Source organism: Chitinivorax sp. B (assembly GCF_005503445.1).
Classification (GTDB): domain Bacteria; phylum Pseudomonadota; class Gammaproteobacteria; order Burkholderiales; family SCOH01; genus Chitinivorax.
Genome location: NZ_SCOH01000003.1, coordinates 130,308 through 156,006 on the forward strand (window position 1 = coordinate 130,308; position 25,699 = coordinate 156,006).

The window sequence follows — 25,699 nt, forward strand, 5'->3', positions numbered from 1 at the left end:
TCAGCGGGAAGGCAAGGGACACAGCACAGCAAATGGAGGCTCAAACGCAGAAGCGCTCAGTAGCCTTGGTCAGCATGACTGCATCCTTCTTCAAACGGTTTACCAAGGCTTCCAACTCATTGGTCTGCTGACTGGTCTGTGAAGCCATTACGGCAATCCCCTGCACATGCTGTGCGACATCCTGGCTGCCGGTGTTCTGCTCGTCCAGCGCGGCAGTCATCTCCTCCACCCGCTGCACCACCTTGAACGAGCTGTCCCGAATCTTGCTGATGGACTGCCCTGCAGCACTGGCCAGACTGACACCATCCTCCACCATCGAAACACCACGATCCATGATGGCGACCGCGCGCTTGGTGGCACCCTGCACACTCTCGATCATGTCAGCGATCTCCCGCGTGGACTGGGCGGTACGTTCCGACAACTTGCGCACTTCATCCGCCACCACCGAGAAGCCCCGTCCCTGCTCACCAGCACGGGCCGATTCGATCGCGGCATTGAGAGCCAGCAGGTTGGTCTGCTCGGCAATCTCGTTGATGACGCTCACAATGCTCGAAATGCGGGATGATTGCTCACCCATGAAATGGATTTCCTTCGACGCATCACGCACTGAATCAGCAATCTTGGTCATGGCATCGGTCGCCTTGTTGATCACCTCTGCACCGCTGCGAGACAAGTCGCCCGAGCTTCTTGACAAGTGCTCAGCATCCTTCGCTCCATCGGCAATCCGGCTGATACTGACTGACATTTCCTCGACAGTGGCCGCCATTGCCTCGGCCGCATTACTCTGTACCGTAGCACCCTGCAATACCGTTTCGGTGGCAACATGAATCTGCTCGGCAGCACTCCCGACATCGGCTGATGCCCTGGTGATGTCAGCAATTGCACTGGACGTGGCTTGCTGTACATCATGAATTGCCCGTTGTAGCTGGCCGAGTTCGTCATCTCGATTGACCGTCACTTTGATGCGGAAATTACCCTGCGCCAATGCCGACAAATCAGCCAATACACCCTGCAAGGGCACAGTGATCATTCGTTTAAGCATCATGGCCAGTACCACTGACAACAGCACAGCGGCCATCAAGGAAACCCACAGCACAATATTACGTACTGAATTACCCACCGCCCGGATTGCATCCATATCCCGGGCGACTGCCACCATCCAGCCCCAATCCGGCACAATACTGTAGGAAACCAGCCAGGACTTGGGCTGCCCCTGTTGGTTCGGCCAGGTATACACACCCGTGCCTTGCTTGGCCTGCAGCATTTCCTGAATGGCAGTGGCAGAAACCAGCTTGTTGTCACTGACAATGTTCTTGCCCTCAAGCACCGGGTGAAACTCCACCTGGCCATAAGGCTTGCCCGGCCGTGTGTCGATGGCAAATGAGAAGCCCAATTCATCCTGGTACTGCGCTTTCAGATCACGCTTGATGTTGTCCAGCGACTGGGTAAAGTCGAGCCCAATGTAAAGGATGCCTATCACTTTGCCAGCAGCGTCCTTGATTGGCTCGTACTGCGTCATGAACTGTTTGCCAAACAGCGTCACCCGGCCCGTATAAGGCTGACCAACCTGCATCTGAGCATAAGCAGGTGACTGGAGATCCAGAACGGTTCCCACCGCACGATCACCATTCTCTTTTTTGACCGATGTGCTGACCCGGATAAAATCCTCACCCTTTTTCACAAATACCGTGGCATTGCCACCTGTTCGCGAGGCGAAGTGATCGACGACAGTGAAGTTATTGTTGATTACAACCCCACCCACTTTGATTGTCGGTGCTTGCTTATCCCCTGCGGGCATTTCGGCAGCATCCACCTCAAAGGTACCGTTGAAATCATCCACAAACAATTTGGCGGTACGGACGACATCTTCCTTCAATGTCGCGTTGTAGGCAGAAAGTAGCCGCACCATGCTGTCTCGGGCCGAGGCCACTTCGTGCTCTTTTTCGGCTGATATTTGGCTGCCAACATTGCGCCCAAGCAGAATGGCTACCACAACAAACACCATCACCACCAGTACACTGGCACTCAGCGACACCCGAAGATTGATCGACGACTTGGATAGGCCCATCATCTCATCCCATTCATCAAATATGATAAATCGCCATCCACCCTGTTTTTATTGATATAACAACGCCTCTCTAGGTTAGAACATTCACAAATTCAATCAAGGCAAATTTATTTAATTCTTTAATTTCGAATGTTTTAAATAAAAATTCACACTCATCCCACCCGGCCAGTCCCAGGCAGCCAAAATACATCAACTGACTACCAAAGCCATGCTCAAAGGCGATATCACTCACATACCCACCATTTAATATAATAATTTCGAATGTATTGAAGTAAATGATTCAGGCCATCACATTTGTAAAAATGTGATCTTGCTGAAAATAGATTGCGCCACTGCGCACCAGATCGGCTAGCAATTTCTCCGCCAGCTCATCATTTGATAACTGCAAATAGTACTGATTCAGCTCACGATAAAAATCAACCCGCCCTAACAGCTGCCCCGCCGCATCACGGCTTAAACTGCCATGCTCCAGCAGATTGAATATGAACAGCGCCTTGAGCATAGCCCAAGCCGCTTTGACCGGATCACGCCGGGTAGCCTCCAATCGCTGTCGGGCTCGAACAATTGCTGCCTTGGCATCATTAAATGGCCAACCATGGCCAGGAATCACCCAGTCAATTGGCAGCGCATCGATCATGTCCAGCGTGGCAAGCGCCGCATCCAGCGCATCGGCCTGTTGAATATTGATCACACCCAAACCATTCGCCCACAGCGCATCCCCAGAAATCAGCACACGATAGGCAGGGCAGTAAAAGACCAATGCCTCCATGCGATGCCCCGGTGCCGCTAATGCCTGCCAGCGCGTTCCTCCCAGCCATAGCTCATCCCCTGGTGCAATCAGGCCATCTACTTCGAAGGACTCCGCCCGCTGACCTGCCACATCCAGCCAAAGTGCACGCCCGTCCCAGTGTTGGATGTGTTGTGCCTCGGCTGCAGGTACCAGTACCCGACAACCATACACCTGCTGCAACCGGGCATTGCCACCCATATGATCAGAATGACAGTGGGTATTGAGGATGCGATGCAAGGGCGCATCGCCAAGCGCCGATGGCTGACGCAATAAACGCAGCGTCTCGTCTGCATGGGTACAGTAACCCGTATCGATCAATACATTGTCACCGGCATGCAGAAACAGCACATGGTTGGCATTCAACCAACCCCGGCAGATGACCTGCATGCTTGGTGGCAATGTCATGATGGATCGCTTACCTGATCAATGCTTCTGCAGCAGCGTCAGAATGCTAGAGAAATCCAGCCCGCCTTGCCCTGCCTGACTATGTATGTGGTAGAGATTACGGGCAACGGCACCCAGAGGTGTTGGCGACTTGCCATGTAAGGCTGCCTCCATGGCCAGCCCCAGGTCTTTGAGCATCAGATCGACACCGAACCCCCCTTGGTATTCACGACTGGCAGGCACATTTTCCATTACCCCGGGCCACGGGTTGTATACCTCAGTGCTCCAATTACGGCCGGAGCTTTTCTGAATGATCTCAGAAAGGACTTTGGGGTCCAATCCCAGCGACACCCCCAGATTCAATGCCTCAGCGGTACCGATCATATGAATGGCAAGCAGCATGTTGTTGCAGATTTTCGCAGTCTGACCGGCTCCATGTGCCCCGGCATGGAAAATGTTCTTGCCCATTTTCTCCAGTAATGGTCTGGCACGATCCAGCGCCGACTGGCTGCCACCCACGATGAACGTCAGCGTGCCAGCGGCAGCGCCGGCCGTACCGCCCGATACAGGTGCATCGATCATGTCAAAACCCTTGGCCTCCGCCACTTTGGCAACAGTGATGGCCGTTTGTGTGGCAATGGTGGAACAATCGATTACCAAGGCACCCGCCGACAAATGCGACAACAAATTACCCCGGCCCAAATATAAATCTTCCACATGCTGACTGGCTGGCAACATGGAGATCACCACGCTGGCGTCCTTGACTGCCTCCATGGCCGAGCTGGCCACCTTTGCGCCAGCTGCCTTGGCTATTTCCAACGATGCAGGCACCAGATCGAAAACCTGCAACATATAACCCGCCTTGATCAGATTCAATGCCATCGGGCCACCCATATGGCCCAATCCGATAAATGCAATGGTGTTCATGGTTGTTGTCCTCACTTATTGTCGGGCGCACTGTCGACATTCAATGGCGCCGCTTTAGACTTAGGGTTAGTACTACCAATCAGTGGTAGGTCACGCCGACACAATTGATCTGTCTACCAATCGGCAAACGGGTGTGCGTCTTCGCCCCATGGTGGTACGTAGTGTTGATCGATATGTGCTTTGGTCACTTCCTCCCAAGTAGCGGGTGACCATACCGGCTGATTGTCCTTATCGATCAGCAACGCCCTGACCCCCTCACGAAGATCATGTTGCAGGCAGCACTGCACTGATACACCCAACTCCATCGCAAACACTTCTTCCAGCGACATATGTATGGCATGACGGTAGATATCGAAGATCAGCTTGGCAGAGGTTGGTGAGCCTTTGCGCAAAGTTTCAGCCCCACGTTTGATCCACGCATCATCCGGCTGGTGCATCGCCAAGGCTTGGGCGATTTCTTCCACACTATCGAAGTTGGTGACCTCATTGATAAAATCGAGATGCATGCGTACCGGCGATACGGCCATCGGCTGTAGACCTCGATGCTGCCGCAGTAGTGTCGACAGTTTATGGTGGTTGGAACGATAATCATCCGCCCAATCCGTCCCTAACAGGTTATCGAAGACGGCCTGCTTTTGGCTGCTGTCGACATAGTGGTCTGCCAGCTTTACAAACATCGCATCCGCCGCGTTCAGGCTGGCACCAGTCAAGCCCAGATACAAACCGACACGCCCCGGCATGCGGTTCAGAAACCATGAGCCGCCCACATCCGGGTACAGGCCGATAGTGACTTCTGGCATGGCGATACGGGATTTTTCAGTCACCACCCGATGTGATGCCCCCGCCATCAGGCCCAGCCCCCCTCCCATCACAATACCGTGCCCCCAGCATAGAATCGGCTTGGTGTAGGTATGGATCAGATAATCCAGACGGTATTCGTTCTCGAAGAAAGTCTCGGCATAGGCGTTACGTTCATGACCGTGCTTGACCATCGACTGATACAGTTTGACGATATCGCCCCCAGCACAAAATGCCTTGTCACCGGCCCCTTGCAGCACGACCATGGCAATGGTGGGATCCAGCTCCCAGACATCCAATTGCTCAGCCAGCAGGTCAATCATTTCCAGGCTCAGCGCATTGAGCGATTTTTCGACATTCAGCGTGGCAAATGCCACCTGCTTGCCATTCGCCGCCGCCTTCAACTCAAACAAAACGGGGTCGTTCATTGTTTCTCCATTTTTACTGTCAGCTTCATGCCATCTTTCATTGCAACAGGCAGGCTCAACCTGCCTTCATACCCGACCAACTGCAATCAGCGATGCTTCCATTCCGGCTTACGCTTTTGCAGGAAGGCACTGACACCTTCTTTCTGGTCTTCGGTATGGAATAGATCAGCGAATGCTTCCCGTTCCGCCGGCAAGGCATGAAACATCGGCTGGAAGCGGGCTTGTTGAATCAATTGTTTGCACTTGGCAATAGCGGACGGGCTTTGGTTGGCGGCTTTGTTGGCCAGCGCCAGCGCTGCATCTTTGGCAGTACCTTTGGCGACAACCTCTTCCACCAAACCAATCTTCAACGCCTGCTCTGCATTCACACGTTCACCACACAGGATCATGCGCTTGGCCCAGCCCTCACCCACCAGCCAGGACAGGTTCTGTGTTCCGCCAGCACAAGGCAACAAACCAACAGCGGCTTCTGGCAGCGCCATGACCGCTTGCGCTTCCGCGATTCGAATATCGCAGGCCAATGCAGCCTCCAGACCACCGCCCATGGCGTAACCGTTGATCGCCGCTATCGAGACGCCACGGAATTGCGCCAGCGTCTCAAATGCTTCGCCAAATACCCGCGCCATATTGCGGGCATTACCCACATCTCCGTCGGCAAACAGGTTGAGATCAGCCCCGGCAGAAAAGAACTTCTCGCCTTGGCCAGTCAGCACCAGCGCATAGATGTTGCGATCTGCATTCAGCTCGTGAATGCGCTGCTTCAATGCTGTCAGACTCTCTGCGTTCCAGGTATTGGCCGGTGGATTATTGATGGTCAATAAAGCAGTATGGCCGAGCTTTTCCAGAGTCAGTAGTGATGTCATGGTCACCTCATGTCGATCTAAGTCGGGGGCTGGCTGTTTCACCCCCCATATAATTGAATCCTGCCGAATCGAAGGTCGGGCCGATTTGGCAGGGCTAATTCAATGTGTTACACGCGCTTTGCCGTTTTGCCATGACAATCGAGCTCCATCAGCCAGGCAGCTTCATCCGTCACTGCCTGGTCCAAATGCAACGTCACTAGCGCAAATCCTCCAGCGCCCCATCCCGCAAGACCTCGCGGCTGATAATGACCCGCATGATCTCGTTGGTGCCTTCCAGAATCTGGTGTACCCGGCTGTCGCGGACATAACGTTCCAGCGGATACTCCTTGATATAGCCGTAGCCGCCGAAAATCTGCTGTGCGTCTACGCATATCCTGAAAGCGGCATCGGTTGCAAACCGTTTGGCCATCGCACAATAGCTGGTCGCGTTATGGGCGTTGGCATCCAGCTTGCAGGCAGCCAGCCGGATCATCTGACGGGCGGCAACCAGCTCGGTCACCATGTCGGCCAGTTTGAATTGCAGCGCCTGAAAATCAGCCAGCTTCCTGCCGAATTGGCTGCGCTCCTGCATATAAGCCTGTGCCGCGTTGATGGCAGCTTGTGCTGTCCCCACCGAGCAGGTGCCGATGTTGATACGGCCACCGTCGATGCCTTTCATGGCAATGCGGAAGCCTTCCCCTTCCGAGCCCAGCCGGTTGGCAATGGGAACCTGGACATTGTCAAAATTGATGACACGGGTGGGCTGGCTGTTCCAACCCATTTTGCGTTCTTTCTTGCCATAACTGATGCCAGGCAGATCCGCCGGCACCGCGAATGCAGAAATACCTTTGGCACCCGCCTCGCCCGTACGGGCCATGACCACCAGCACATCGGTGTCACCCGCACCGGAGATGAATGCCTTGGCGCCATTCAGCAGATAGTACTCACCCTCGCACCTGGCCGTGGTTTTGAGGCTGGCCGCATCTGAACCGGCACCTGGCTCGGTCAAGCAATAGGAAGCCAAACGGGTACCTTGGGTCAGATCCGGGCACCATTGCGCCAACACGTCGGGGGTGCCCCAGGTGGCAATCATCCAGGTCGCCATGTTGTGAATGGTGATGAAAGCAGCGGTCGACGTGCAACCTCCGGCCAGTTCTTCAAAAATGATGGCCGAATCCAGTCGTGACAAACCCAACCCGCCGGCACTATCCGGTGTATACAAACCGCAGAAACCCAGCTCACCCGCGCGGGCAATGGCAGCTTTAGGGAAAATGCACTCCTCGTCCCACTCGGCTGCCTGTGGGGCCATTTCATTCATTGCAAACTCGCGAGCAGTCCGCTGAAACGCGAGTTGGTCTTCGTTCAGTTCAAAATCCATATCAGCTCTGACTTCAATTGAAAACGGTCATGGTTGCCGTTGATTGGACAATGCCCTGGGCTTACCTGCCAAACCCGGGCCATGATCACGTACAGGTCATCAATCCGCTTCGGCGATACCCGGCCTGTCCCGCACACACATCAACGTCTGCAAGCCGTATGCGCAAGGTTTACGTTGCCCACTTTTGTCGGCCAGCACCTCAAACTCGCAGACGGTCAATGTCCGCCCTGGCTTTTTCACCGTGCCGATGGCAACCAATCTTTCACCATCGGCCGGGGCTACCAGGTTGATTTTGAATTCGACGGTGAGAATCGATTCATCTGGTTTGAATAGGGTGAAGGCAGCGCAACCCCCGGCAACGTCTGCAATCGTTGCAACAATGCCACCGTGGAAGAAGCCGTGCTGCTGCGTCAGTTCTGGCCGATGTGGCAACATGATTTCCACCTCGCCAGCCGCCACCCGCGTCATACTTGCCCCCAGCAGGTGCATGGCCTGCTGGCGGGCAAAGCTGTTGCGGGTACGTGCCTCGAAATGTGGATCGGCAGGCGTGATCACCATATGGATCAGTGCAGCGAAATGGTGGTATTCACCTTGCCAGCGGTCACCGCATCATCGAACCAGCGTTCGGTAATGGTCTTGGTCTGGGTATAGAACATCACCACCTGCTTGCCGTAAGGCCCCAGATCACCCAGCTTGGAACCACGCGAACCGGTGAAGCTGAACAAGGGCACCGGTACTGGAATCGGTACATTGACCCCGACCTGTCCCACATCGATATCCTGCTGGAAACGACGTGCCGCTGCACCGCTTTGGGTAAAGATCGCAGTCCCATTGCCATTGGGGTTGGCGTTGATGAGCTCGATGGCCTCATCCAGTGTGTTGACCGACACGATGCACAACACCGGGCCAAAGATTTCCTGATCGTAGACGGCCATACCAGGCTTGACGCTGCTGAAAATGGTCGGGCCAACAAAGTTACCCTGATCATGGCCGGGTACCTTCACATCACGGCCATCCAGCTCCAGCGTGGCACCCTGCTCGATACCTTTTTGAATCAGGGTGGTGACGCGGTCCTTGGCAGCGCAGGAGATCAACGGCCCCAAATCCAGGTTATCCTTGCCGGGGCCAACTTTAAGCGTCTTCGCCTTGGCGACCAGTTCGGGAATCCAGTCATTGGCATCGCCCACCAGCACTGCCACCGAGATCGCCATACAGCGCTGGCCTGCGGCACCAAAACCTGCGCCCACCAAGGCATTGAGTGTTTGGTCCTTATTGGCATCCGGCAGAACGATGGCGTGATTCTTGGCACCCATCATGCATTGCGCACGCTTGCCATTGAGGGTGGCGCGATTGTAAACATGGGTACCCACCTTGGTAGAGCCCACAAAGCTGATCGCCTTGATATCCGGGTGATCACAGATGGCATTCACTGCATCTTCGCCACCATGCACCACATTCAACACTCCAGGGGGAATCCCTGCCTCGACCGCCAGTTTGACCAGTTTCATCGTTACCATCGGATCCTGCTCGGAAGGCTTCAGCACGAAGGTATTACCCGTGACAATGGCCATCGGGAACATCCACAATGGAATCATGGCGGGAAAATTGAATGGGGTGATACCTGCACAAACCCCAAGGGGCTGCAATACGGTGTAGGTATCAATGCCATTGCCGACGTTTTCGACAAATTCGCCCATCTGCAACGAACCGATGTTGGCTGCATGTTCCACCACTTCCAATCCCCGGAACACATCTCCTTCGGCATCTGCCAGGGTCTTGCCCTGCTCCGCCGTCAGCGTGGCGGCCAGTTCAGCCATATTGTCACGAATCAGCTGTTGCAGCTTGAGGAAGATACGAGCCCGGGCACCGATCGGCGTCTTGCGCCAAGTCTTGAAGGCCGCTTTGGCGGCGGCTACAGCAGCATCGATTTCCTCTGGGGTGGCAAATGGAACGCGAGCCAGGACTTCCTGCGTGGCCGGGTTGACCACATCTTTCCATTTGGTGCTGCGGGATTCCACAAACTCGCCATTGATCAGCAGTTTGACGGTGGGGGTACTCATACGTCCATCTCCTTCTTATGAAGCCTCGTTGGGGCTTCCTTCACATTTCGCCCCATCTTGTGAACGAGGCGAGCTTTTAAAAAGAATGTCGTTCACTGTTCATTTGACCGCGATCTGTCGGCTTTGTCAGCAAACACTGTCAATTCCAGCCGCTTGCATCCATAGTTAAACTGGTCCGGTGTTTATCCAGTGAATCGGTCTACCGCAGAACACACTGCTACCGGCTATCACATCAGCTCCTGAGCTGACTGGCCTTGACCGGATCGCTCAATTCAACTGACGCTGATCGTCAATCAGCTTGCCATCGTCTGGCATGCTGCCCGGCGGGCAGAACACCACTTCGGCGCGAAGTTTGCAGATGTCCCGCACACTACCAACCACTGCCTGGGCCAAGGTATCGCCGGGGTAGATGGTTTCACAGTGAATTGCCAATTCATCCAGGTGGTTCTGCTGCCCGACAATCAGCCTTGCACGGGTCAGCTCCGGGTGTCGCCTGATCACTTGCGCCACCTGCTGCGGGTAGACGAACATTCCCCGCACTTTGACGGTTTGGTCAGCACGGCCCAACCAGCCCTTGATACGCATATTGGTCCGACCGCAAGGTGAAGTCCCTGGTAAGGCCGCGGACAGGTCGCCAGTGGCCAGGCGAATCAGCGGGTAGGCCGGGCTGAACAGCGTGACAGCAATTTCACCGGTCTCACCTTCTGGCACAGGTTGTCCGGTCTGTGGGTCAACCAGCTCCAGCAATACCCCTTCGTCCACAACCAGCCCTTCGCGGGCGGGTGTTTCATAGGCAATCAGGCCCAATTCAGCCGTGGCATAACATTCAAAAACCGCGACACCATGTTCTGCAAACCACGCCTTCAGGCTGGGCGAACAAGCCTCACCGGAAACCAGCGCATGCCGGACACTGAGCCGCTTCTGCTTTTGCGCTGCAGCCTTGTCGATCAAAATCTTCAACAACGATGGCGTGCCACAATAGGCGGTAGGTTGCAATTGTTGCATGGCAGCCAGTTGCAGCTCGGTATTACCAGTCCCGGCCGGGAACACCGCACAACCCAGGGCACGTGCCGCAGCATCGGCCATCCACCCTCCTGGGGTCAGGTGATAACTGAAACCGACATGCACCAACTCACCGGCACGTACGCCTGCAGCAAACAATGCACGTGACATGCGCCAATGGTCACCCGCCTCACCCTGTGGCTCATAGATAGGACCGGGTGACTGGAACACGCGCACCATCGACGATACCGGTATAGCAGCCAGGCCACCAAATGGAGCTTGCTGCGCCTGCAGGCTGACCAGTGCTGCTTTACGGGTCAACGGCAACCTGGCCAGCGCATCGCGTGAATTGATCTGTTGCGGATCGAATGACTGCAGTACGTCACGGTAATAGGCGGTATTCTTGATTGCATGTTCAACATAATTGGGCAACTGATTGAGCAGTGCCGATTCACGTTGCCCAGGCGGCCGGGTTTCAAGCGTGTCAAAATGCTCACTCATGTGGAAGGAGTCTCCATCATGGCGGATTGACTGGCGATTGCTTGACGTGTCTTGGCGGGCAGCTTCGCCGCAATCAGTTGAAAAGATTCGCGTATCAAAGCAGCAATCTCGTCTGCCGGCAATTGACAGTCAACTGTCAATGTCACCCAGTGATGGCGGGCCAGATAAGGAGCAGGCGTGATGCCCGGCACCTCGGTCAGCTCCAGAAACCGGCGCGTGTCCACCTTGATGGACAGCTTGGGCGGTACACTGCCCTCCGTGCCGAAGATGGCATACATCTTGCCCACCACACAATGGCATTCGGCGGTGCCCCATTTGATATCGACTTCGCTCAATGGCAAGGCGGCACAGATTTGTCGGCATTGGTCAAAATCAATACTCATGTCAGCCATCGCTTTCTGCGTCGGTAGTGTTTGACATCCTTGAAGCTTTTGCGGCCTTCACCGGCCAAGCCCAGGTAGAATTCCTTCACATCTTCATTCGCTGCCAATGACTGGGCATCGCCATCCATCACCACTCTGCCGTTTTCCAGAATGTAGCCGAAGTGGGCATAACGCAACGCCACCATGGTGTTCTGTTCTGCCAACAGAAAAGATACACGCTCCCGCTGGTTGAGATCCTTCACGATACCGAAGATCTCCTCGACGATCTGCGGTGCCAGCCCCATGGAAGGCTCATCCAGCAGGATCATTCTGGGGCGGGCCATCAACGCCCTGCCAATAGCAGTCATCTGCTGCTCACCACCCGATGTATAGCCTGCCACGCTCTTGCGCCGTTCTTTCAATCGAGGGAAATAGGTGTAGACCTTCTCCAGATCCTGTGTAATTGCGGCCCTGCCAGACCTGTTGGTATAGGCACCCGTCAGCAGGTTTTCCTCAACCGTCAAATGCTGAAAACAGTGCCGCCCTTCCATCACCTGAATCACTCCCCGCGTCACCAACTGCGCCGGTGTCATCACATCCACCCGTTCGCCCTGAAACTCGATACTGCCTTTGGTGACTTCGCCTCGCTCGGCTTTGAGCAGATTACTGATCGCCTTCAGGGTAGTGGTCTTGCCAGCCCCATTCGCCCCCAGTAACGCGACAATCGAGCCCTCATGCACGTCGAATGAGACGCCTTTCAGCACCAGGATCACATGGTTGTAGATCACCTCGATGTTGTTCACCGACAGCAAATACGGGTTTTCGGCTATGCCCATGTGTCAGTCCCTTGTACTTGATTGACGGATACGGCCAAAGTCAGTTTTCTTTGCTGCAATCACGTGGCGTGACACCCTTCTCTTTGGCATAGGCTGCCGCTGATGCCTCGATCATCGGCCGTACCAAACCTTTGTCAGCGGCCACCCAGTCGGTGATCGGAATCCAGCGTGTGCCATCCCATTGCTGAAAACGCACCATGCCAGCCCCCTCATGATCCATACAGCTGGTCGCCAGTGGCGGTACCAATCCCACTGCGCCAAGCTCTTTCAGGCGCTTGTCGTCGATCTTGAGGTGCTCTAGCCCCCAACGGACTTGTTCACCAGTCAGCGGTTTCTTGCCGAATTTGCCCTGTGCCACACGAATGGCTTCCACATTCAAAATGCCATGCACTACCCCGCGGTTATAGTTGGCGTGGCCAACCCGGTTCGAGTCCTGCATATTGCCTTTACCCGCGCCATAGATAACTTTCTTGATGTCTTGTACCACCGGATAATTCGCACCCGAAGGTGCAAAGGCGGCAGCAATATAGCCCTTTGCCACGCCACCGGCTGGCACAACATCGTCTTCAGCCCCTGCCCACCATACCCCCACCATCTTGTCCCGCGGGAAGCCCACCTTGGCAGCGGCCTTGATTGCCGCAGCACTCATCACGCCCCACCCGCGCAGGATCACCCAGTCCGGCTTCAGTTGCCGAATTTGCAGCCATTGCGACTGTTGCTCATTACCAGGGGCCGGTACTTCGACATTGGACAGCTCGAAGCCATATTTCTTGGCCTGTGCTTCCAATACCGGGATGGTTTCCTTGCCATAAGCCGAGCCATGATAGAGGTTGACGATCTTCTTGCCCTTCAGTTTGTCCATTCCACCTTCACGCTGGCCAATGAACTTGATCTTGGTGGTACTCTGGCTCCAGTAATTGGTCAGCAATGGAAATACCCATGGGAACACCCTGCCGTCGGAAGCGTCAGTGCGGCCATAGCCAATCGACACGATCGGAATCTTGTCCTGGGCAGCTCGCTCCAACACAGCATAGGTAATGCCGGTCGACAGAAAGTTGAACATCGAGGCACCGGTTGGCCCTTTACCCTTCAACCGGTCATAACACTCTACACCGCGATCCACTTTGTATTCGGTTTCGCACTCCTCGTATGTCAGCTTGACGCCGCCCACCCCGCCTTCCTTGATATTGATGTAGTTGAGATAATCAATGAATCCACCATACACCCCAGTACCGCCTGCTGCATAAGGTCCAATACGATAACTGGGCATGGGAATGAACTGCTCACCTGCCGCCAGCAACGAGGTTGCGAGTAACCCCGCGCTACAGCCCACCACTGCTGCCAGATGCTTTGTTTTCATTGTCTTCTCCTCCGGTTTCGGTTTGCTTAATGCGGAAACGGCCACAAACGCAGCTTCTCCTTCGCAATCCGCCACAACTGTGCCAAGCCCAATGGTTCCACGATCAGAAAGAACATGATCAGTGCACCGAATACCATGTATTCCAGATTCGACAGTAACTGGCTGCTGACCGCCCCATGCAGCCATCCCGCCATTACATTCAGCAAAATCGGCAACAACACAATGAAGGCCGCCCCCAGAAAGCTACCCAACACCGTGCCCATCCCTCCGATAATGATCATGAACAGAATCTCGAAACTACGGCGCAGATCAAATGCCTGTGGTTCGACCGTCCCCAGAAAGATGAATGCCCACAGCGCGCCCGCCACCCCGCAATAGAACGAACTGACGGCAAAAGCCAGCAATTTGGTTCTAAGGATAGGAATTCCGATCACTTCGGCAGCCACATCCATGTCCCGTACCGCCATCCAGGCACGCCCCGTGCTACTGCGTATCATGTTCTTGGCCGCCACAGTCAATGCCACCACCACCGTCAACGTCAGCAGATAACGCATCTGCGGGGTATCGATGGCCATGCCGAATACTTGCATCTTCGGCGCTGAGATCACCCCCGACGAGCTGTAATTGGAAAACCAGCCAAACTTAGTCAATGCCCACTCGATGAAGAACTGGGCGGCCAGTGTCGCCACCGCCAGATAGAAGCCTTTGATCCGCAGGCTGGGCAGGCCAAATACAATCCCCACCCCAGCCGAGACCAGGCCTGCCAACACAAATGCAAGTAATAGCGGCATGCCCGGGACACGCAACATGAAGTTGTAGGCCGCGAAGGCCCCAACCGCCATGAAAGCCGCCGACCCCAGAGATAACAAGCCGGCATAACCGGTCAGGATGTTCAGTCCCAAGGCGGCCAGGCTTAAAATCAGAAACGGAACCAGTATCGAGCCAATGAAGTATTCGCTCCCCCACATTGGTACTGCGATGAATGCAAGCAACAGCAACACCAGCAAGGCATAACGTTCCTGCGCGATGGGGAAAATGGCCGAGTCGGCTGCGTAACTGGTTTTGAACTGGCCCGCCTCACGATAGATCATGGTTTACACTCCCTCATACCCGTTCGATATGGCGTTCGCCAAACAAACCCTCTGGTCGCACCAGCAGAAACGCAAGCGCCAGTACGTAAGGGAACCAGTTTTCGATGCCCCCACCGATATGCGGCCCGATATACACTTCAGCCAGCTTTTCACCCGCCCCGACAATCAAACCACCGACAATGGCTCCGGGTATCGATTCAAACCCGCCCAGAATCAATACTGGCAATGCCTTCAGTACCACCAGCGTCAACGCAAACTGCACCCCAAGCCGCGATCCCCACAATAGCCCAGCCACCAGCGCCACCAAGCCGGCTACTCCCCACACCACCGCCCACACGTGCTGCAGCGGAATGCCGATCGACAATGCCGCCTGATGATCATCAGCTACCGCCCGCAAGGCGCGCCCGATACGTGTACGGTTAAAGAACAACGCCAGTGTAGTTACCAGCACCCCTGCCGTACCAGATGCAAACAGATCGAACTTGGAAATCGACAAGTTATATTCATCCAGCAACCAGCCCACGGGTTCATCGGTAATACCCAGATCCAACCCATGTACCTCGGTACCCCACAGCGCCTGGCCAAAGCCTTCCAGAAAGAAACTCAGCCCAATAGTGGCCATGAACAGCGAGATAGGGGGCTGATTCACCAACTTGCGTAGCACTACCCGCTCAATCGCCAATCCCAGTAACACCATGACACCCAACGTGATCAACAACGCCAGCCAGAATGGCACCCCTTTGGCCAGAATACTGACAAAAGTCAGTGCCGCGAACAGTACCATGGCGCCCTGCGCAAAGTTGAACACACCGGATGCTTTGTAAATCAGCACGAAGCCAATCGCCACCAGCGAATACATCACGCCGGAAAGCAAACCACCAATCAGTACTTCAAAGAAAAACTGCATGGCACAGCCTCACTTTCCGAAGGGGTCAATCCAGCATTGGAGCGACCGGCTGCTGGCTGAATGTGGTGATGCCCTTGTCCCTGGCTACCGCAAAATCAGGCTGTCAGCCCGATAACGCTGCAATCAGTGTGTCGTACCGAGGTATGCGGCAATCACAGCCGGGTCACTACGCACCTGGTCTGGCGGTCCATCCCCGATCTTCTTGCCATAATCCAGCACCACGACGCGATGGGAGATATCCATGACCACGCCCATGTCATGCTCGATCAGTACAATGGTGGTGCCGAACTCATCATTCACATCCAGAATGAAACGGCACATATCCTGTTTTTCTTCGACATTCATGCCTGCCATTGGCTCATCCAGCAGCAACATATCCGGCTCGGCCGCCAATGCACGCCCCAGTTCAACCCGTTTCTGCAGTCCATAGGGCAAGCGGCCTACCGGTGTTTTGCGAATAGCCTGGATCTCCAGAAAATCGATGATCTCTTCCACCTTGTGGCGATGGCTGATTTCTTCCCGCTGCGCACGCCCCCAATACAGCGCTTGTGCCAGAAAGCTGCTGCGCAATTTCAAATTTCGGCCGGTCATGATGTTGTCCAGCACGCTCATACCCTTGAACAAGGCAATATTCTGGAAGGTACGAGCGATGCCCTGCTTTGCTGCCTCATGCGGTTTCATTTGCGCGCGGGTCTTGCCCTTGTAGGTAATGCTGCCTTGCTGGGGGTGATAGACACCATTGATCACATTCAGCATCGAGCTCTTGCCAGCACCATTCGGGCCGATGATCGACAGAATCTCGTGCTCCCGGACATCCAGGCTGATATTGGTCAGCGCATTCACCCCACCAAACGATAGTGAGATGTTGTCTACCTTCAGCATCACATCGCCGATTGCCTGCCCCATCAGGCAGCCTCCTTCCGCATATCAACGACTGGGAAGGTACGTACCTCCCATATCTTCAGATCAGCCCGAATGTGACCGGTACGACCATCCTCGAAGCGTACTTGGGCATCCACTTCGCAGTGAGCCAGGCCTTCATAGAGCGCATCAATCAGCACTTGGTACTTTTCAGCAATATAACGACGCCGCACTTTGCGCGTGCGAGTTAATTCACCGTCATCTGCGTCCAGCTCTTTGTGCAGAACCAGGAAACGCTTGATTTGCGAACCACCCAGTTTTGAATCGTGCGACAGATCTTTGTTGACCTTTTTCACACATTCGCGAATCAGCTCGTATACAGCCACCTGCCCAGCCAGATCGGTGTAGCCGGAGTAAGGCAGGCCATGTCGTTCCGCCCAGTTGCCGACTGCCTGCATATCGATATTGATAAAGGCAGTAGCTTCGTCTCGCTTGTCACCGAAGACCACTGCTTCCTTGATATAAGGAAAGAATTTGAGCTTGTTTTCAATGAATTTCGGTGCGAAGAGCGTGCCATCGTTCATCTTGCCTACGTCTTTGGCACGATCGATGATACGCAGGTGGCCCTCATCGTCGAAATATCCCGCGTCACCCGTATGGAAAAAACCATCCTGCGTGAACGCCTCCGCCGTGGCATCCGGTCGCTTGAAATATTCCTTCAACAATCCCGGGCTTTTGACCATGATCTCGCCGCTCTCATCCAACTTGATCTCGACGCCTTTCATCGGTTTCCCAACCGTACCCAGCTTCACACCACCATTGGGATGCATACACACTGAAACAAATGTTTCAGTCATGCCATAAAGCTGTTTCAGATTGATCCCCAGTGAGCGATAGAAATCAAACAGATCCGGGCCAATGGCTTCACCGCCGGTGTAGGCAACTTTGACACGGCTTAAACCCAGCACATTTTTCAAGGGCGCAAACACCAGTAGATTGCCCAGCCAATAGGTCAATCGCTGCCCAAACGAGACACGATGACCATCCAGCATCTGTGGGCCAATCAGCTTGGCTTGATCCATGAAAAAGCGAAATACCCGGCGCTTGATCCAACTTGCGTCCTCCATGCGGATGGAAACCTGCGTGAGAATACTTTCGTAAATTCGCGGTGGAGCAAAGAAATAGGTTGGCCCAACTTCGCGCATGTCACTCATCACCGTGTCGGATGACTCTGGGCAATGCACGGTAAAGCCCGTTACCAAAGCCTGCGCGTAGGAAAACAGGTGATCCCCGACCCAGGCCATCGGCAGATAGGCCACGGCTGCATCGTGTCGATCCAGCCCATCGAATTCCGCATCGACCTGCGCCATGGTGATGCAAGCCAGATGGGTGTGACAGACGCCCTTCGGCTGGCCAGTCGTCCCAGAGGTATAAAGCATGATGGCAATGTCGCTCGATTGCCCTTGGGCGACTTCCCGTGAGAACTGTTCAGGCTGCACTTGATAGCTCAGCTCCCCTTCAGCGCGCAGCCCGACATAATCAAGCAACATGGCATCGGTGTAGTGCCGCATTCCGCGAGGATTGTCATAGACGATGGCTTGTAGACCTGGACAGCGATCGCGGATTTCAAGCAGCTTGTCGACCTGCTCCTGATCCTCCACCACTGCAATATGAATGTCAGCATCTTGCAGTACATAGACCATTTCATCGGCCACGGCGTCCTGATACAGCGGTACCGGAATGCCGCCCAGGCACTGGGCTGCCAGCATCGACCAATAGAGGCGGGGGCGATTGTCGCCGATCACGCCAAGCCGATCACCACGCCGGAAGCCACGAGCAAGTAGGCCGCAGGCTAACAGACGCACTTCCTGCGCCACTTCAGCCCATGTCCAGGTTTGCCAGATGCCTAGGTCTTTTTCACGAATGGCAGGATGATTGCCATGTTGAACAGCCAGTTCAAGCATCAAGCGGGGAAACGTGTCAGCCCGACCTGCAGATGCAGGCCGGGCAAACCCTGCTGGTTGCTGCATATCCATGTCTCCATCCATCCTTCCGTTTGTTCTGCAAAGCAGCTCAATCGGCCTCCACGAAGAACGAGGACTGATCAAGGTCGTTGTAGCAGGCTGTCAGGTACGTCGCGAGTTTTTATTATGGTTTCGCATGACGTTCATTGCTACAACATGCTTCTTTCGACATGTTACGGCGTGGATATATTTGATTTTATTGTTGATTGCAGCATGCACCGTCTGACGCGGCGTTTCAGCAGTTATTACGTTAACGTAAACGTAATATGTGAATTAACTGTACTTGGATTAACGGGCCTCTGTCAACGTTTCAAGGCCTATCAAGCGGGATTTTTCGATCGTGCAATGCAGCAGAAATGCCACATGGAAAATCACGGGATGATCATGTCCCATCCAATCGAATGGAACATGACTCACAATCAGTCGTCACGACGACCCATTGCCTCTTCCACCGCTACGCGTGTCTGGTGCGGGGCAAACAGCTCGATGAATGCATAAGTGTAGCCACGCAAATATGCGTCACGACGTACGCCAATGCGGGTTGTACTTGGCTCGAACAAGTGGCTGGCATCAATGGACCGCAAACCAACGTCGCGCTCCGGTTCAAATGCCATGCTGGCAATCAAACCAACCCCCAAACCCAATGCCACATAAGTCTTGATGACATCAGTATCGATAGCGGTCAGCACGACATTCGGGGTAATGCCACGCGTTTCGAATGCCTTGTTGATCTTGGAGCGGCCGGCAAAGGCAAAGTCATAGGTGATGATGGGATAAGTAGCAATCTCTTCAAGCGCCACATTGTGCCCCAACGACAGCAACGGATGGCCTTCTGGCACCACGACGCTGCGGTTCCAGGTATAGCAGGGCAACATGGCAAGCTCAGGGTACAACTCAATACCTTCCGTTGCGATGGCAATATCCGCTTCACCCGCCACTACCATTTCGCAGATCTGTGTGGGACTGCCCTGCTTGATGGACAACTTCACTTTCGGGAATAGCTCGACAAAGCGGTGAATCACACTGGGAAGCGCGTAACGCGCCTGGGTATGTGTGGTAGCAATGGTCAAGCTGCCAACCGACTCATTGGCATATTCTTCACCCACCCGCTTCAGGTTACCCGCCTCACGAAGGATTCGCTCGGCAATTCGCAGAATTTCACGGCCAGGTGGCGATACGTCCACCACACGCTTACCGTTGCGAATGAACACCTGCACGCCCAGCTCATCCTCCAGCAACCGAATTTGTTTGCTGATACCTGGTTGTGAGGTGTGCAATTTCTCCGCCGCATCCGAGACATTCAGTCCCTGCTTGGCGACCTCAACAAGATAGCGAAGTTGTTGCAGCTTCATCTTACCAGCACCTATTTTTAATATCATCAAGTTATAAAATAGTAACACATTATTCTTTTGTGCATATAAACCCGGTTGCTAAGATGATCAACCTGCTGTCGAACTGGCGATAGCATGACTCCACAATAGAGTAGGCACCGCCATGGAATGGATTTACACGCTGTCAGGCCTTGTTGTCGGTTTCATTGTCGGAATGACGGGAGTTGGCGGCGGCTCGCTGATGACGCCGATCCTGCTCTATTTTGGCATCAACCCAGCCACCGCCGTCGGAACCGATTTGTTATATGCAGCCATCACCAAAGCAGGTGGGGTATATGTTCATCAAAAACACCGCAACATCGACTGGCACATCACGCTCTGGTTAGCGCTGGGTAGTGTTCCCGCCTCTTTGCTGACGGTGTGGGCGATGCATCATATTCATACCGATATCGAAAGCCTGAACGCACTGATCAAGCGTGCATTGGGTATCGCGTTGATTGCTACGGCCCTGGCCATCATCCTGAAATCGAGATTGTTGAAATTCGCACAGCGCCACGCCGGCGACTGGCTTGCCTTACCCGATAGCGAACGACGCGGCATTACCCTGGCAGTAGGGCTGTCGCTTGGTGTCGTAGTCACGTTGTCATCGATTGGTGCTGGTGCGTTGGGGACTGTCGCCCTGTTCCTGCTTTATCCATTAATCCCGACATCACGCCTGGTTGGTACGGAAATCGCCCATGCCGTACCGCTGACATTGGTTGCAGGCATCGGACATGCAGGTTTGGGTAATATAGATTGGCAGGTACTGGGGGCATTGCTAATCGGCTCGTTACCTGGCATCTATCTTGGCGGCAAACTCTCCGGTGGAGTATCCGATCATTATCTACGCCCGGCACTGGCCCTGATGCTCGCCGTCGTCGGCACCAAGCTGGTGATGTAGTTTTTGGGTTTGGACATTATCGTTTCAAACACTGTGTTTTCTGGAGTACACAATGAGTCTGCAAGTCAAAATCGATGCAGCCCTGGCTTTGCTGCAACGCATCAGCCACGACTATAGCCCCGCCGTCTTCGCCAATAGTTTGGGGGCTGAAGATATGGTGCTGACGGACCTGATTGCCAAATCTGGCACCACTATTGAGGTATTCAGCCTGGATACGGGGCGCTTACCAGCAGAAACTTACGCTTTGATTCAAGAAGCCGCTGAGATCTATCCCTCAGTTCCAATCAGAATCTACTTCCCCAAGACTGACTCAGTTGAGCAGTATGTCAACGAACACGGGATCAATGGTTTTTATCAAAGTGTTGAACTACGTAAGTCCTGTTGCCACATCCGTAAAATCGAACCATTACGACGTGCCTTGGCTGGGAAAAAAGCATGGATTACAGGCCTGCGCCGGCAGCAATCCACCACTCGTACCGACCTACCAGAACACGAATTTGACAAAGACAATGGTCTAGAAAAATTCAACCCACTGGTGGAGTGGACCGAAAAAGAGGTCTGGGAATATATTCGCGCCAATGCAGTGCCGTATAACGCACTACATGACCAGCATTATCCATCAATTGGCTGCGCTCCCTGTACCCGGGCCATTGCCATGGGTGAAGACATTCGAGCGGGGCGCTGGTGGTGGGAAGATCCCGCCAACAAGGAATGTGGTTTGCACGTCAAGAAAATCTGATTCCCAGACCCTGTTTGTCCAGGGTCTTCTCGTTGCGCTGTACCACCAAAACCCACCAATTGGCACTCAATTCAATCAAGAATATGCTGAAAAATACGCGTATTTTGTGCGCAACTTAGTAAAATACGTGATCGCTGAACATCACTACTTCGGGTTGGCGGCCCCTCCACCGAGGCCACATGGATGCAGTAAGATGGCCAGTACCCACTTCATCGACAAGATATCTGAAACCTATTTCGCCTAGATTCAACACCCAAGTAACGTTATTGAATCAATGCATTACCAACACGGAGCAACCATGTCCGACTTTCTTACCTCCCTAAAACGACTCCCGGGTAATATGCCGCCAGGCACCTACACAATGTGGATGCCATCGGAGGTTGAGCCATTCTTTACCCCATCCGTCACGCGTCACCTGATCAGCCAGGTCTATCAAGCTATCAATCAGATCGAAACCTATACTTTCTCTTTACTACTCAAAAAGTTAGGCTATATTGAGTCCGATATCTCACGTGTCAATCTACCGGTTGATTTGACAGAATTCCCCGTTACCCTTGAAGAGGCACAGCCTTTCCTGATGACCGCATCGCGTGAAAAAGGCATTCGATTACATTTTGACGACGCCACCGATCCAATCAATCGCAACCAGATTCTTGCCAGCTTTCTGGCACTGGTGGAATCCGTACAACAATTGATTTTGGAACGAAAACTACCACTGGATGCAGTCGATGGTGAAATGCCAATCAACTGGTGGTATGCCTGTGACCAAACGCTGACCGCGGTGGAAAACAACGGTGAGCCCATCAAGGCATTAGGCAAGGTCATTATCGAGTAACCCACTGCCTCCATTGTGCTGGCAATTTCATCATTCAAAGCCAATTGCCGCCGTCCATAACGGATCAATGCTACGGCTCAGCTCGGCCCATTCAACCAAAGAAAAAGCACCTTTATGTAAGGTGCTTTTTAAAATTACGCCATGCTGGTCAATCACCCAAAGTGATTACTCCCCCTCCCAGCCGGTGCGGGTAAATGCCGCATTCTCGAAGCGAGAGAATTGCCCCAGGAATGTCAGTGGCACACTGCCGGTTGGGCCATTACGATGCTTGCTGATGATGGCTTCAGCCTTACCCTTTAACTCTTCCTTATCCCGGAAATAATATTCCTCTCGGAACATGAAGATAATAATATCCGCATCTTGTTCAATTGCACCGGATTCGCGCAGGTCAGACATCATAGGCCGCTTATCCGGTCGACTTTCCACATTACGCGACAGTTGCGATAGTGCAATAACCGGCACTTTCAGTTCTTTGGCCAGGCTCTTCAGCGAACGGGAGATTTCACCCACTTCCGTCGCACGATTCTGATCACGCCCCCCGCTACTGTTTCCCGCCATCAGCTGAATATAGTCAATGACAATCAAGCCCAACTGCCCGTGCTGTCGGGCCAATCGTCGAGAACGAGCCCGCACTTCCAATGCGGACAGGCCGGCGGATTCATCAATGAAAATAGGAGCCTCGGACAACTTACCCACTGCGTAGGTCAACTTCTGCCAGTCTTCATCTTCAAGTCGTCCCGTCTTGATCTTATGTTGATCAAGCTTGCCGACGGAACCGATCATCCGCATGACCAGTTGAGCCCCACCCATTTCCATACTAAAGATGGCGACCGGCTGCCCAGTGTTGATGGCCACATTCTCCGCCACGTTAATGGAGAAAGCGGTTTTACCCATTGATGGACGACCCGCCACAATGATCATGTCCCCGCGCTGCAAGCCGGAGGTCATATTGTCCAGATCTGCAAAGCCCGATGGAATACCGGTAATGTCATTTGGATTGTCACGGTTATATAGGGTATCAATCCTTTCAACCACTTCCGACACCAATTGCGGCATGGTCAGGAAATCCTGTCGTCCTTTGGCACTGCTTTCGGCGATCTCGAAAACCTTGGCCTCAGCCTGATCCAGCAGCTCAGCCGCATCCCGACCATTCGGGTTGTAGGCCGAATCAGCAATTTCGGTGCCTACTTCCACCAATTTCCGCATGATCGAGCGCTCACGCACGATGTGGGCATAGCGGCCAATATTGGCAGCACTAGGGGTGTTTTGCGCCAAGCTGGCCAAATATGCCAAACCACCGACTTGCTGCAATTCATTGGACTTCTCCAATGATTCTGCGATGGTCACCACATCGGCAGGCTGCCCAAGCTCAAGCATCTTGAAGATATGCTTGAAGATCAACCGATGATCATGTCGATAGAAGTCAACCTCTGAAATCTGCCCAGCCACATTATCCCAAGCCTTATTATCAAGCAGCAGGCCACCCAATACCGATTGCTCGGCCTCCACAGAATTGGGCGGCAGCTTGATCATTTGCAATTCACGGTCTTCAGGAACCAAATCAAAGTCTGACATAGCGCATCACTACTCAAGGAAAAACAAAACCCCCAGAGACGGGGGCGACAGGACGAACCGTCATTTTAACGCAGAATCCGGGTGATGCCGGCAACTATTACAGTTCCCCGTCACGGCACCCATACCTGACAGCAAACAACAAAAAGCAAAAGGGCTGCATAGCAGCCCTTTTGCTTCATTGGCAGTACTTAAGCTTACACTTCAGGCACAACCACAACAGCTACTTCAATCACAACATCATGGTGCAATGCAACGTCAACCGCGTATTCACCAATCGTCTTGAACGGACCTTCAGGCAGGCGAACTTCAGCCTTGGCAACCTGAATACCAGACTTGGTGATGGCTTCAGCGATATCAGCATTGGTAACAGAACCAAACAGGCGGCCGTCAACACCAGCCTTCTGGCTGATTTCGACACGAGCACCAACCAGTTTCTCACCACGAGCCTGTGCTTCAACCAGCTTCTCGGCTTGTGCCTTTTCCAGCTCGACACGACGTGCTTCAAACTCTTTCAGGTTAGCGTCAGTTGCACGCTTAGCCAGACCAGTCGGGATCAGGAAGTTACGTGCGTAACCATCCTTAACCTTAACGACGTCACCCAGCTGACCCAGATTTGCTACTTTTTCCAGGAGAATGATTTGCATAGTGATAACTCCCCCAGATTAATGCAGATCAGTGTAAGGCATCAGAGCCAGGAAGCGCGCGCGCTTGATGGCATCCGACAGCTGACGCTGATAGCGAGCCTTGGTACCGGTGATACGGGCAGGAATGATCTTGCCAGTTTCAGTGACGAAATCCTTCAGCGTATCGATATCTTTGTAGTCGATTTCCTTGACGCCTTCAGCGGTAAAGCGACAGAACTTCCGACGCTTGAACAAATTGCGGGACATGATTACCTCGTTTGACTGTATTCGATTCGGGTTACATGCAATACAAGTTGAGTACTTTTCAGGTTTTTCATTGCCAGAAAGCCCGACAACTTTACCCTCACATTCTCCCGCAGACGACTTGCTTCTAAAGCAATATCACCCAATGCCAATGAAGGCATCATACATTTCACAGAACGAGTAACGCCTGCTTCTTGCTGTTGGGATATGTGAGACAGATTGAAACCGATTATCGGAATACCTGCCGGTGTATACCGAAGCGTATCGCATTCGGCGATGACACCTTCCAATTCAACGTGATTGCAACTCACTCAGGTTACGCCGCAGCGGCGTCGCCCTTGCCTTCCTGATTCATCAGGGACTTCGACTTCTCTTCTTTCATCATCGGAGAAGGCTCAGTCACCGGACCGGTTTTCTTCAGGGTCAGGTGGCGCAGAACAGCGTCGTTGAACTTGAATGCATGCTCCAGCTCATCCAGGATATCCTGGCCGCATTCGATGTTCATCAACACATAATGTGCCTTGTGAACTTTTTGAATCGGGTAGGCCAATTGACGACGGCCCCAGTCTTCGAGGCGATGAATCGTACCACCACCGTTCACGACCATGTTCTTGTAACGCTCGACCATCGCCGGCACCTGCTCGCTTTGATCAGGATGAACGATGAATACGATCTCGTAATGACGCATTAAACACTCCTTTTGGAAAAAGCCTCCCGTATGCGTTCCGGTAAGGCAAGGGGTTGGAAAACGGGAAAGTATAGCTGATTACTCG

General features: G+C 53.7%; 26 protein-coding genes. 3 read left to right on the forward strand and 23 right to left on the reverse strand.

Features of this window, described 5'->3' with window-relative positions; translation table 11 throughout:
• Positions 1–40 precede the first annotated feature (40 nt).
• The 18 genes from FFS57_RS03180 to cysB all read right to left on the reverse strand — a co-directional run bounded on the left by FFS57_RS03180 (position 41) and on the right by cysB (position 19,971).
• Entirely contained in the window at positions 41–2,071 is a 2,031-nt protein-coding gene (locus tag FFS57_RS03180) for a methyl-accepting chemotaxis protein (RefSeq protein ID WP_137936311.1), read from the reverse strand.
• Positions 2,072–2,138: 67 nt separating this feature from the next.
• On the reverse strand, positions 2,139–2,300 hold the full coding sequence (locus FFS57_RS25100) for a hypothetical protein (RefSeq protein ID WP_171013544.1): 162 nt from the start codon (positions 2,298–2,300) through the stop codon (positions 2,139–2,141).
• A gap of 48 nt (positions 2,301–2,348) precedes the next feature.
• Entirely contained in the window at positions 2,349–3,263 is a 915-nt protein-coding gene (locus tag FFS57_RS03185; RefSeq protein WP_137936312.1) for an MBL fold metallo-hydrolase, read from the reverse strand.
• 18 nt (positions 3,264–3,281) lie between these two features.
• A complete protein-coding gene (mmsB, locus tag FFS57_RS03190) occupies positions 3,282–4,169 on the reverse strand; it encodes a 3-hydroxyisobutyrate dehydrogenase (protein WP_137936313.1) in 888 nt (295 codons plus the stop codon).
• A 113-nt stretch (positions 4,170–4,282) separates the two neighbouring features.
• Positions 4,283–5,395, reverse strand: a complete 1,113-nt coding sequence (locus FFS57_RS03195) for an enoyl-CoA hydratase/isomerase family protein (protein ID WP_137936314.1) — start codon at positions 5,393–5,395, stop codon at positions 4,283–4,285.
• A gap of 86 nt (positions 5,396–5,481) precedes the next feature.
• A complete protein-coding gene (locus tag FFS57_RS03200) occupies positions 5,482–6,258 on the reverse strand; it encodes an enoyl-CoA hydratase (protein WP_137936315.1) in 777 nt (258 codons plus the stop codon).
• 196 nt (positions 6,259–6,454) lie between these two features.
• The gene (locus tag FFS57_RS03205; RefSeq protein WP_137936316.1) at positions 6,455–7,615 is read right to left on the reverse strand and encodes an acyl-CoA dehydrogenase family protein; all 1,161 of its coding nucleotides are present in this window, start codon (positions 7,613–7,615) and stop codon (positions 6,455–6,457) included.
• 99 nt (positions 7,616–7,714) lie between these two features.
• Complete coding sequence (locus FFS57_RS03210) at positions 7,715–8,173, reverse strand: PaaI family thioesterase (RefSeq protein WP_137936317.1); 459 nt, start codon at positions 8,171–8,173, stop codon at positions 7,715–7,717.
• Between the two features lie 5 nt (positions 8,174–8,178).
• Positions 8,179–9,675 (reverse strand): CoA-acylating methylmalonate-semialdehyde dehydrogenase, encoded by a 1,497-nt coding sequence (locus FFS57_RS03215; protein WP_137936318.1) that lies wholly within the window; start codon positions 9,673–9,675, stop codon positions 8,179–8,181.
• Between the two features lie 267 nt (positions 9,676–9,942).
• Complete coding sequence (locus FFS57_RS03220; protein WP_137936319.1) at positions 9,943–11,178, reverse strand: phenylacetate--CoA ligase family protein; 1,236 nt, start codon at positions 11,176–11,178, stop codon at positions 9,943–9,945.
• A complete protein-coding gene (locus FFS57_RS03225) occupies positions 11,175–11,561 on the reverse strand; it encodes an MmcQ/YjbR family DNA-binding protein (RefSeq protein ID WP_171013546.1) in 387 nt (128 codons plus the stop codon). The genes FFS57_RS03220 and FFS57_RS03225 overlap by 4 nt, the downstream gene beginning before the upstream one ends.
• On the reverse strand, positions 11,558–12,376 hold the full coding sequence (locus FFS57_RS03230) for an ABC transporter ATP-binding protein (RefSeq protein ID WP_137936321.1): 819 nt from the start codon (positions 12,374–12,376) through the stop codon (positions 11,558–11,560). Before FFS57_RS03230 ends, FFS57_RS03225 begins: the two co-directional genes overlap by 4 nt.
• Positions 12,377–12,416: 40 nt before the next feature.
• Positions 12,417–13,736 carry an ABC transporter substrate-binding protein gene (locus FFS57_RS03235; protein ID WP_137936322.1) on the reverse strand — a complete coding sequence of 440 codons (1,320 nt, stop codon included), beginning with the start codon at positions 13,734–13,736 and terminating at the stop codon, positions 12,417–12,419.
• 26 nt (positions 13,737–13,762) lie between these two features.
• Positions 13,763–14,827: a branched-chain amino acid ABC transporter permease gene (locus tag FFS57_RS03240; RefSeq protein ID WP_137936323.1), complete on the reverse strand. Its 1,065-nt coding sequence runs from the start codon at positions 14,825–14,827 to the stop codon at positions 13,763–13,765.
• 13 nt (positions 14,828–14,840) lie between these two features.
• Positions 14,841–15,734 carry a branched-chain amino acid ABC transporter permease gene (locus FFS57_RS03245; RefSeq protein WP_137936324.1) on the reverse strand — a complete coding sequence of 298 codons (894 nt, stop codon included), beginning with the start codon at positions 15,732–15,734 and terminating at the stop codon, positions 14,841–14,843.
• A 123-nt stretch (positions 15,735–15,857) separates the two neighbouring features.
• Positions 15,858–16,640, reverse strand: coding sequence for an ABC transporter ATP-binding protein (locus FFS57_RS03250; RefSeq protein WP_137936325.1), 783 nt, complete (start codon positions 16,638–16,640; stop codon positions 15,858–15,860).
• On the reverse strand, positions 16,640–18,625 hold the full coding sequence (locus tag FFS57_RS03255; protein ID WP_137936405.1) for an AMP-binding protein: 1,986 nt from the start codon (positions 18,623–18,625) through the stop codon (positions 16,640–16,642). The genes FFS57_RS03250 and FFS57_RS03255 overlap by 1 nt, the downstream gene beginning before the upstream one ends.
• A gap of 413 nt (positions 18,626–19,038) precedes the next feature.
• Positions 19,039–19,971 (reverse strand): HTH-type transcriptional regulator CysB, encoded by a 933-nt coding sequence (gene cysB / locus FFS57_RS03260; RefSeq protein ID WP_137936326.1) that lies wholly within the window; start codon positions 19,969–19,971, stop codon positions 19,039–19,041.
• Positions 19,972–20,113: 142 nt separating this feature from the next.
• On the opposite strand from cysB, the gene FFS57_RS03265 reads away from it, so the two are divergent.
• From FFS57_RS03265 to FFS57_RS03275, 3 genes are all read left to right on the forward strand, one after another.
• Positions 20,114–20,890 carry a sulfite exporter TauE/SafE family protein gene (locus FFS57_RS03265; RefSeq protein ID WP_137936327.1) on the forward strand — a complete coding sequence of 259 codons (777 nt, stop codon included), beginning with the start codon at positions 20,114–20,116 and terminating at the stop codon, positions 20,888–20,890.
• Between the two features lie 52 nt (positions 20,891–20,942).
• Positions 20,943–21,629, forward strand: coding sequence for a phosphoadenylyl-sulfate reductase (locus tag FFS57_RS03270; RefSeq protein ID WP_137936328.1), 687 nt, complete (start codon positions 20,943–20,945; stop codon positions 21,627–21,629).
• A 298-nt stretch (positions 21,630–21,927) separates the two neighbouring features.
• Positions 21,928–22,464 (forward strand): hypothetical protein, encoded by a 537-nt coding sequence (locus tag FFS57_RS03275; protein ID WP_137936329.1) that lies wholly within the window; start codon positions 21,928–21,930, stop codon positions 22,462–22,464.
• A 165-nt stretch (positions 22,465–22,629) separates the two neighbouring features.
• Here FFS57_RS03275 and dnaB read toward each other — a convergent pair whose 3' ends face one another.
• The 5 genes from dnaB to rpsF form a co-directional block, all read right to left on the reverse strand.
• Positions 22,630–24,039 (reverse strand): replicative DNA helicase, encoded by a 1,410-nt coding sequence (gene dnaB / locus FFS57_RS03280; RefSeq protein ID WP_137936330.1) that lies wholly within the window; start codon positions 24,037–24,039, stop codon positions 22,630–22,632.
• A gap of 194 nt (positions 24,040–24,233) precedes the next feature.
• Positions 24,234–24,683 carry a 50S ribosomal protein L9 gene (rplI, locus tag FFS57_RS03285; protein ID WP_137936331.1) on the reverse strand — a complete coding sequence of 150 codons (450 nt, stop codon included), beginning with the start codon at positions 24,681–24,683 and terminating at the stop codon, positions 24,234–24,236.
• 18 nt (positions 24,684–24,701) lie between these two features.
• Positions 24,702–24,929, reverse strand: coding sequence for a 30S ribosomal protein S18 (gene rpsR / locus FFS57_RS03290; RefSeq protein WP_137936332.1), 228 nt, complete (start codon positions 24,927–24,929; stop codon positions 24,702–24,704).
• Between the two features lie 2 nt (positions 24,930–24,931).
• The gene (gene priB / locus FFS57_RS03295; RefSeq protein WP_137936333.1) at positions 24,932–25,237 is read right to left on the reverse strand and encodes a primosomal replication protein N; all 306 of its coding nucleotides are present in this window, start codon (positions 25,235–25,237) and stop codon (positions 24,932–24,934) included.
• Between the two features lie 5 nt (positions 25,238–25,242).
• Entirely contained in the window at positions 25,243–25,614 is a 372-nt protein-coding gene (gene rpsF, locus FFS57_RS03300; RefSeq protein ID WP_137936334.1) for a 30S ribosomal protein S6, read from the reverse strand.
• Between the last annotated feature and the right edge of the window lie 85 nt (positions 25,615–25,699).

Coding starts and splice junctions, on each gene's coding strand:
- FFS57_RS03235 (WP_137936322.1), bottom strand. CDS start 13,736: ATGAAAACAAAGCATCTGGCAGCAGTGGTGGGCTGTAGCGCGGGGTTA.
- rplI (WP_137936331.1), bottom strand. CDS start 24,683: ATGCAAATCATTCTCCTGGAAAAAGTAGCAAATCTGGGTCAGCTGGGT.
- FFS57_RS03245 (WP_137936324.1), bottom strand. CDS start 15,734: ATGCAGTTTTTCTTTGAAGTACTGATTGGTGGTTTGCTTTCCGGCGTG.
- FFS57_RS03195 (WP_137936314.1), bottom strand. CDS start 5,395: ATGAACGACCCCGTTTTGTTTGAGTTGAAGGCGGCGGCGAATGGCAAG.
- FFS57_RS03185 (WP_137936312.1), bottom strand. CDS start 3,263: ATGACATTGCCACCAAGCATGCAGGTCATCTGCCGGGGTTGGTTGAAT.
- FFS57_RS03240 (WP_137936323.1), bottom strand. CDS start 14,827: ATGATCTATCGTGAGGCGGGCCAGTTCAAAACCAGTTACGCAGCCGAC.
- FFS57_RS03210 (WP_137936317.1), bottom strand. CDS start 8,173: ATGGTGATCACGCCTGCCGATCCACATTTCGAGGCACGTACCCGCAAC.
- FFS57_RS03265 (WP_137936327.1), top strand. CDS start 20,114: ATGGAATGGATTTACACGCTGTCAGGCCTTGTTGTCGGTTTCATTGTC.
- FFS57_RS03180 (WP_137936311.1), bottom strand. CDS start 2,071: ATGATGGGCCTATCCAAGTCGTCGATCAATCTTCGGGTGTCGCTGAGT.
- rpsR (WP_137936332.1), bottom strand. CDS start 24,929: ATGTCCCGCAATTTGTTCAAGCGTCGGAAGTTCTGTCGCTTTACCGCT.
- dnaB (WP_137936330.1), bottom strand. CDS start 24,039: ATGTCAGACTTTGATTTGGTTCCTGAAGACCGTGAATTGCAAATGATC.
- FFS57_RS03215 (WP_137936318.1), bottom strand. CDS start 9,675: ATGAGTACCCCCACCGTCAAACTGCTGATCAATGGCGAGTTTGTGGAA.
- FFS57_RS03230 (WP_137936321.1), bottom strand. CDS start 12,376: ATGGGCATAGCCGAAAACCCGTATTTGCTGTCGGTGAACAACATCGAG.
- cysB (WP_137936326.1), bottom strand. CDS start 19,971: ATGAAGCTGCAACAACTTCGCTATCTTGTTGAGGTCGCCAAGCAGGGA.
- FFS57_RS03205 (WP_137936316.1), bottom strand. CDS start 7,615: ATGGATTTTGAACTGAACGAAGACCAACTCGCGTTTCAGCGGACTGCT.
- FFS57_RS03255 (WP_137936405.1), bottom strand. CDS start 18,625: ATGCAGCAACCAGCAGGGTTTGCCCGGCCTGCATCTGCAGGTCGGGCT.
- FFS57_RS03250 (WP_137936325.1), bottom strand. CDS start 16,640: ATGGGGCAGGCAATCGGCGATGTGATGCTGAAGGTAGACAACATCTCA.
- rpsF (WP_137936334.1), bottom strand. CDS start 25,614: ATGCGTCATTACGAGATCGTATTCATCGTTCATCCTGATCAAAGCGAG.
- mmsB (WP_137936313.1), bottom strand. CDS start 4,169: ATGAACACCATTGCATTTATCGGATTGGGCCATATGGGTGGCCCGATG.
- FFS57_RS03275 (WP_137936329.1), top strand. CDS start 21,928: ATGTCCGACTTTCTTACCTCCCTAAAACGACTCCCGGGTAATATGCCG.
- FFS57_RS03200 (WP_137936315.1), bottom strand. CDS start 6,258: ATGACATCACTACTGACTCTGGAAAAGCTCGGCCATACTGCTTTATTG.
- FFS57_RS03220 (WP_137936319.1), bottom strand. CDS start 11,178: ATGAGTGAGCATTTTGACACGCTTGAAACCCGGCCGCCTGGGCAACGT.
- FFS57_RS03270 (WP_137936328.1), top strand. CDS start 20,943: ATGAGTCTGCAAGTCAAAATCGATGCAGCCCTGGCTTTGCTGCAACGC.
- FFS57_RS03225 (WP_171013546.1), bottom strand. CDS start 11,561: ATGAGTATTGATTTTGACCAATGCCGACAAATCTGTGCCGCCTTGCCA.